Source organism: Novosphingobium sp. ST904 (assembly GCF_001298105.1).
GTDB lineage: Bacteria > Pseudomonadota > Alphaproteobacteria > Sphingomonadales > Sphingomonadaceae > Novosphingobium.
The window spans coordinates 1-6,896 of sequence record NZ_LGJH01000071.1 but is presented as its reverse complement, the minus strand read 5'-3'; the positions used below and the strand labels follow the sequence as shown (position 1 = coordinate 6,896).

The following is a 6,896-nucleotide window of genomic DNA, read 5'->3' as shown; positions in this document are numbered from 1 at the left end:
CGGCACACCCGCCAAGGTCAATGTAACCGCTGGTCTTGCAGCCGGCGAAGGAGTAAACTCGACCAGCGTTTCGGATGGCAGTCATGAGAGGGTGTCATTCCGCCCTCAGCCGGAACCGACCCCTATATCGCGGCAACTCCCGCCCTTCCCTTCACCATGGGCGAGGTCTATCGCAACTTCAGCGCCGGCGATGCGAAAGAGCGCTTTCCGAAGATCATCAAGGACAGGCAGGCGGCGGGCGACCCCTTGTCGGAAGCCTGCATTTCGGCACTGAATGACTGGATCTCCAGCTCGGCCAACACATTCACCGGCATTCGCCAGTCCGTGTCGGCCAAAATCAATCTTTGGATCAATCCCTATGTGGATGCAGCCACGTCGGAATCGGATTTCGACCTGCGCGAGTTCCGTTCGCGCCCGATCTCGCTCTACCTCGGCGTTTCGCCCGACAACATCGAGCGCGTATCGGACATTTACAATCTGCTGTTTCAACAGCTCATCGACCTGAATGTGCGCGAGCTGCCGGACGAAAAGACCGGCAGGCATCCGCTCAAGCTGCTCCTGCTGCTCGATGAGTTCGCGCGCCTCGGCCGTGCCAGCGTGATCGCGTCGGGCTTCAGCTACGTCGCCGGCTACGGGATTCGCCTGCTGCCGGTCATTCAGGCCCGCGCGCAGTTGCGCGATGTGTACGGCCCCGACGTAACGAGCGAGATTGTCCAGAACTGCGGCGTTGAGCTGGTCTTTACGCCCAAGCACGTCGACGTGGCGAAAGAACTATCCGAACGCCTCGGCAACTACACCTTTGAGGCAAAATCACGCTCTAAGCGCGTGTGGGATGCCTTTGAGGGGTCAGTGTCCACCTCCGATCAGCGCCGGCCCCTCATGCTGCCGCAAGAGCTTCTTTTGCTCTCGCAAGACGACGTGATCGTTCTGCGCGCCGGCATCCCCCCGCTGAAGGGCGGGAAAATTCGATACTACAAGGATAAGTGGATGGCGAAGGCGTCGAGCGTCGCCCCGCCGCCGATCATACCGCGGCCGCTAGATCCTTCGATCGCAAGGCGCTCGCTGGCGTTTATCGAAAGCATCGAGTCTCCTGAAATGTCCGATGCCGAGGCGGAAAGCGGCGTCGATTTCGCGCGCCTGGTTGGCTTTCCGTTCGATGAGCTGCCCGCCGACGGAGATCCGCACAAGGCGGCGGCATTCTTTGCCGCCCTGGGCTTGTCGCCCGACTTCGCCGGCATGGACTTTGACGAATTGGCGGCCCGGGACGGCTCGCCTTCTGAGACGGCGGAAAATGCCGCTGTGAGGGCACACAGCGCGAATGTGAACGTGGACGGGGCGGAAGCCGCTGCAAGCCCGGAAAGCGCATCTACTTCCCACGAGGGCGACAACAGCGGACATGACAGCGAGGCTTTGGCCTTTTTGAAAGGAGCTAAGGGATAATGGCTGACGACAGAACGGAGCAGGCTGCGGGCAGCAAGCCTAGCGAACGATCGAACGGTACGCGCGATCTGGCCCGCCAGGATCGTGACCGCCAAGTAGCGGCCGATTTCAGGCAGATGACGCAGGCGGAGCGCCTTCAGGACAAGAGCACAAACCCCGGCGCCAAGCAGGTCGCCGCGATGGAAGCGGCAATCGACAAGAAATATGGGCACGCGACACCAGAAGCGGCACGCATGAAAGTCGCGGCTCGAGAAGCGGTTGCACAGACCCTAGAGCGCGGTGGCAGAGTGCGAGCCCCGCGCGTGCGCGAGGTCGAGCAGCGCCGGGATGAGACGCGCGATCAGAATCGCGCGGCGGCGGAGAAAACGGCGCGAGATCTAGACCGGTAACACCGCCGCCACGCTCTTGTCGCCGACGCACTTACGAAGGGCGGATTGTGTGACAAAGGAGCCATTCAAGCTACTGTCCGAACGGTGGCTTCTGCCGAGAGCGGTCATTGCGGGTGACCGATGGTGGTGAAGGCCGTCGCCATCAGTCGATCGTTTTCAGCGCGTCTTCCTTGTGCGCCGCGATGTGGTCGGTCTTGTCGCTGGCGATCTCGTACTGGGGTGCCTCCTTCGAGGCGCGATGCCGGTGGCCTTTGTAATCGAAATCCCGATCATGCAGTTTGATGATCCTGCCGCTCACATGGCCGGCTTCGGAATTCCAGCTTACATGGTCGCCTGTGGAGTATCGCGCCATACTGTCTTCGCTCACCAGAGTAACGAGCGTTTCCGGGCATCCGTTCCAAGGGTTTACCTGCTGGCAGCGCGTGCTGGTGTATTCAGTGGCACCGGTGACTTCCACGCCGTTCGCGCGTTGTCGGATAGGATTGTATAAGACTGTCTCGAAGGGGATCTGAGAATGGCGCTCCAGCATGCAAAGTCCGGCGAAGTGATCCATCTGGGGGCATTGGCTCCCGAGCGCGGGGCCGCCGGGACGGCCGCGCTGGTCAAATCCGACCGGTTCGAGGCCATTCACCTCGTCGTTCCCGCGGGATCGACCATACCGCCACATCATGTTGCCGGTTATCTGACGCTGCATTGCCTGGAAGGTCGGGTCACGTTGGGACCAACGAATATTGCGCTCGGCGCTGGCGATTGGGTCTATCTGGAGCGCGGCGATCAGCACTCCGTCCAAGGCATCGAAGATGCGCGGCTGCTGCTCACGATCTTGTTCGATACGCCGCCAACGCCGTGATCAGGCTTGATCTCTGGCAGGCCGTTGCAACGCCATGCGGCCGTAGACGAAGATGAACAGCAGGAAGGCGCCGCCCCACAGGCCGCCGGCCAGACGAATGCTCAGCATATAGTCGAGCGGCAGCACCGGCGCGGCGACCCGCAGCAGCGCGCCCAGATTGACCAGCACATAGATGGCGACCGTGCCGCCATCCGCTTCCAACGGGCGGCCGGTATGACCGCGTGTCGCCCGCGTCATCACCGCCAGTGTCATTCCCGCCATCGCGCCGGCGCCCAGCGCATGCATTGCGCTCGATACGGGCACGGCAGGCCACAGGATAGCAGCCCCGAGCAGCAACAGTCCCGCCGGCAACCATGCGTAGGCGACGTGCAGGACGAAGACCAATGGATCGCCGATCGCACTCAGCCCGGCCCAGCGGGTCTGCCGCACGGCTTGCGATGCGCCGGCGACGAGCAGCAGCCAGGCCACCGGATGCGCCGCCGGTGCGAACACCCAGCCTGCCAGGGCAATCGCCGTAACCGCGAGCCCGGCATGGTCGAACCGGTTGGCCATGATCGGCAACCCATCCGTGCGGCCATGCTTGGTCAGCCAGTTGCGGGTGAAGGCCGGGATGATCCGTCCGCCGATGATCGCGATCAGCATGAGGACCAGCGCGAAGCCGGCCCGCATCCCGATAGCCGGATCGGTGGTCAGCCCCCTGGCCGCGGCATGATCCAGCCCACAAGCGGCGGCGAACAGCAGGAGGACGATCAGAATCGGCTTGTTGCGGTTGCGCGCCGCGAAGATCTGCCGCGCCGCATAGCCGAATAGTGCGAGCAGGAAGCCGACATCGAGCACCGAGCCGACGAGCGGCGGCACATAAGCGGAGAACAGCACCGCGAGCCGGGCGGCCGCCCACAAGCCGACGAACGCCGCCACCGGCCAGCCCGTCATCACCGGCCGCTCGGTCCAGTTGGGGATCGCCGCGCTCAGGAAGCCGGCGATGACCGCGCCGAGATAGCCGAACAGCATCTCATGCTGATGCCAGACAAGCGGCTCCATTGCCGTCGGCACGGACCACGCTCCATCCAGCGCGCCGACCCAGAGCGCGACGACGACAAGCGCCCAGAGCGCGCCGCCGGTGAACAGCAGCCGGAAGCTGCCCTGGAGCCAGATCGGCGCTTCGGCTTTGTGATCCTGTTTGGCGGCGGCCTCAGTCATACGCGAGCACCCTTCCTCCACAGACCCAGGATCACCACCTGCCAGGCGATAGCGATGGCGCCGACCATGAACACGACATCCCCGAAGGTACGGACCCAGCGCAGGGTTTCGAGGAAGCCTTGCTGCAGGAAGGTGTCGCTGCGCGCGTACCACATGCCGGTGGTGACGCTGGCCTGGAACTGGAATAACCCGACCGGCAGCAGGCTGGTGAAGATCATCAGGACCAGCCCGGCGTTGAGCCCCCAGAAGCCGGTGGCCATCAACCGATCGTTGAACCGAATGTCGGGGCGGATATAGCGCAGCACCAGCAGGGTGAAGCCGAGCGCCAGGAAACCATACACCCCGAACAGCGCCGCATGGGCATGAACGGCCGTTGTGTTCAGCCCTTGCAGGTAGAACAGCGCGACCGGCGTGTTGATCATGAAGCCGAAGACGCCGGCGCCCAGCATGTTCCAGAACGCCACCGCGATGAAGCACATCAGCGGCCATTTGACCGCGCGCATCCACGGCGTGCGCTCGCGCAGGCTCCAATGCTCGAAGGCCTCATAGCCGAGTACGATCAGCGGCACGACTTCCAGGGCGCTGAACGCAGCGCCCACCGCCATGATTGGCGTGGTCGTGCCGGAGAAGTACATATGGTGGAAGGTGCCCGGCACGCCGCCGACCATGAACAGCGACGCCGATGCCAGGCTGGCCGCTGTCGCCACCCGCCGCGACACCAGCCCCATCGTTGCGAAGATAAAGGCGATAGCCGAGGTCGCGAAGACCTCGAATATGCCCTCCACCCACAGATGGACGACCCACCAGCGCCAATATTCCATGATCGTGATGTTGGTCCGCTCGCCGTAGAACAGCCCCGTGCCATAAAACAGGCCGATCGCGATGGTGGCGATGGTGAGCAGCGCCAGCAAGCTCTTGTCGCCGCCCTTGGCACGCAATGCCGGCACCATTCCCCGCAGCATCAGCACCAACCAGAGGAGCAACCCGACGAATAGCCCGATCTGCCACACCCGCCCGAGGTCCAGATACTCGTAACCCTGATGGCCCAGCCAGAAGCTGAGTTTCGCCGGCAGCGCATGGGAGAGCGCCAAATAATTGCCGATGAAGGATCCGGCGACCACGACGATCAGCGCCCAGAACAGGATGTTGACGCCCAGCTTCTGATATTTGGGATCGCTGCGGTGGATGACCGGGGCCAGGAACAGGCCGGCAGCCAGAAACGCGGTGGCGATCCACAGCACCGCGCTCTGCACATGCCAGGTACGGGTCAGCGCGTAGGGAAAATATTGCGAGACATTGATGCCGTAAAAGCTCTGCCCCTCGATCGTATAATGGGCCGTGAAGGCGCCGATGAAGACCTGGAATATGAACAGGGCCAGCACCACGAACAGATATTTGCCGAGTGCCTTTTGCGATGGCGTCAGACCGGCGACTTGCAACGGGTCGTTCGCCGCCGCGACCAGCTGCGTGCCGCGTGGCGGCGCAGGAACGCCCAGCCCCAGATCAGCGCGCCCACCCCCGCGATCAGGATGACGACGCAGGCGAGCGACCACAGGATATTTTCCGGCGTCGGATAATTGCCGATCAGTGGCTCGGGCGGCCAGTTGTTGGTATAGGTAGCGATCGTGCCCGGCCGCTCGGTCGCTGCGGCCCAGGCCGTCCAGAAGAAGAAATTGGTCAGCTTCGCCCGCTGCGCCGGATCTGGCAGCGTGCCTTCCTTCATCGCATAATTATCGCGGGTGGGCCGCAGCGTGGGATCGGAGCCGTAGAGCCGCTCATAATAGCTGGCGGTCTGGGCGATCGCCTGCGCGCGGCGGTCAGAGACCGTCACCACGCCGCTCGCCGTATCATAGCTGTTGTGGCGATATTCCTGCTTCAGGCGATAGGTCAGCGCAGCCTTCTGTTCGCCATCAAGTGCGTCGAAGGGCTTGTCCAGCGTGTCCCGTGCCGCAAGGTCGAGCCAGGCGACCAACTCGCGATGCAGCCAGTCGGCGGACCAGTCCGGCGCCTGATAGGCACCATGCCCCCAGATCGAACCGAGTTGCATCCCGCCGGTGCTCTGCCAGGCATTCTGGCCGTCGAGAATGTCCTCGCGCGTCATCAGTACCTGACCCGACGCGGTGACGACCTGCGCCGGGATCGGCGGGGCCTTCCGGTAAACCTCCACCCCGGACACGCTCAGTATGCCGAACGTCACCGTCAGCACGGCGATCAGCGCCCACCACAGAACCTTATAGTTCCCCACGGCGCGTTCCTTTTTACCGACCGTCAAAGCCTGTCCGCCATGGAAGATGAAGGCTTCGCGTTACGTCCAGCAGTGAGGCTCGGCCCGCAACCGATCCGCCCCTGATACTCGGGCGCCGCGCCCGCTCTCTGCGCTTGGAAAAGCAGCATTTCAACATCCGTCCCCGCCAGCAAGTGAGAGCGCAATTGTCTCCCAGTCACAAGATGACTACCAACAAGATCGAGTGATGACCAGTCCGTAGCACAGTAGGTCCACTAGACCCATCAAGGAAAAGGTGTCGCGATCTGAGTGCGTCCGCCTTTAGGAAACGTTCAGGCGGGCTAGCGGCCTGTTCGCCACAGCGGATCCCAAGGCGCCTGCGCTGTTCGCGGCGATGGACAATCTCAATAATCGCTTCGCGCGGAATTCCGTCATCCTTGCTTCGCAATGTTGCGAGGTGCGGTCTTTCGACACGAAACGAGCGCCGAAAAATCTGGCGTGGACGACACGGATTGGTGAAATACCCGAGGCCAAATAACACGGTCGAAGGTTTGAGTGCGATCCTGCGGTGTATTAAGAGGCCCTGATGACGAAAGAACAAGCACCCGAGACGATTGCCGCAACGTACGGCGTGGCAACCGATGCGGCATTTGGGGCAGTGGCTCCGCCGATCTATCTGACAAGCACCTTCACTTTTGAAGCGCCCCGGGTTTCCAGGAGGCTCCAACTTGTGAGAAGGAGCATCCGTTATGAGCAAGACAACCAACAAATTTTCACCTGAAGTCCGCGAGCG

9 protein-coding genes are annotated in these 6,896 nt (G+C 62.7%); 5 read left to right on the top strand and 4 right to left on the bottom strand.

Features of this window, described 5'->3' with window-relative positions; genetic code table 11:
• Window positions 1-156: 156 nt before the first annotated feature.
• Together ADT71_RS00960 and ADT71_RS00955 are read left to right on the top strand one after the other, a co-directional pair.
• A complete protein-coding gene (locus ADT71_RS00960) occupies window positions 157-1,440 on the top strand; it encodes a type IV secretory system conjugative DNA transfer family protein (protein ID WP_054434292.1) in 1,284 nt (427 codons plus the stop codon).
• Window positions 1,440-1,829 (top strand): hypothetical protein, encoded by a 390-nt coding sequence (locus ADT71_RS00955; RefSeq protein WP_054434290.1) that lies wholly within the window; start codon window positions 1,440-1,442, stop codon window positions 1,827-1,829. The genes ADT71_RS00960 and ADT71_RS00955 overlap by 1 nt, the downstream gene beginning before the upstream one ends.
• 142 nt (window positions 1,830-1,971) lie before the next feature.
• Here the strand turns inward: ADT71_RS00955 and ADT71_RS00950 are convergent, their stop codons facing one another.
• The gene (locus ADT71_RS00950) at window positions 1,972-2,286 is read right to left on the bottom strand and encodes a DUF2945 domain-containing protein (RefSeq protein ID WP_231635463.1); all 315 of its coding nucleotides are present in this window, start codon (window positions 2,284-2,286) and stop codon (window positions 1,972-1,974) included.
• Window positions 2,287-2,343: 57 nt separating this feature from the next.
• Between ADT71_RS00950 and ADT71_RS00945 the strand changes: the two genes are divergently transcribed.
• Window positions 2,344-2,679 (top strand): hypothetical protein, encoded by a 336-nt coding sequence (locus ADT71_RS00945; protein ID WP_054434288.1) that lies wholly within the window; start codon window positions 2,344-2,346, stop codon window positions 2,677-2,679.
• On the opposite strand, the gene ADT71_RS00940 is transcribed toward ADT71_RS00945, so the two are convergent.
• The 3 genes from ADT71_RS00940 to ADT71_RS32540 are packed head-to-tail and all read right to left on the bottom strand — an operon-like array spanning window position 2,680 to window position 6,124.
• The gene (locus ADT71_RS00940) at window positions 2,680-3,879 is read right to left on the bottom strand and encodes an NnrS family protein (RefSeq protein ID WP_054434287.1); all 1,200 of its coding nucleotides are present in this window, start codon (window positions 3,877-3,879) and stop codon (window positions 2,680-2,682) included.
• Complete coding sequence (locus ADT71_RS32545; protein WP_231635464.1) at window positions 3,876-5,261, bottom strand: cbb3-type cytochrome c oxidase subunit I; 1,386 nt, start codon at window positions 5,259-5,261, stop codon at window positions 3,876-3,878. Before ADT71_RS32545 ends, ADT71_RS00940 begins: the two co-directional genes overlap by 4 nt.
• A gap of 38 nt (window positions 5,262-5,299) precedes the next feature.
• Entirely contained in the window at window positions 5,300-6,124 is an 825-nt protein-coding gene (locus ADT71_RS32540) for a hypothetical protein (protein ID WP_231635462.1), read from the bottom strand.
• Window positions 6,125-6,452: 328 nt separating this feature from the next.
• Here ADT71_RS32540 and ADT71_RS29875 point away from each other — a divergent pair, with 328 nt between their 5' ends.
• Window positions 6,453-6,641 carry a DUF4113 domain-containing protein gene (locus tag ADT71_RS29875; protein WP_347812960.1) on the top strand — a complete coding sequence of 63 codons (189 nt, stop codon included), beginning with the start codon at window positions 6,453-6,455 and terminating at the stop codon, window positions 6,639-6,641.
• 48 nt (window positions 6,642-6,689) lie between these two features.
• Window positions 6,690-6,884: a hypothetical protein gene (locus ADT71_RS30945; RefSeq protein ID WP_132470447.1), complete on the top strand. Its 195-nt coding sequence runs from the start codon at window positions 6,690-6,692 to the stop codon at window positions 6,882-6,884.
• Window positions 6,885-6,896 lie beyond the last annotated feature (12 nt).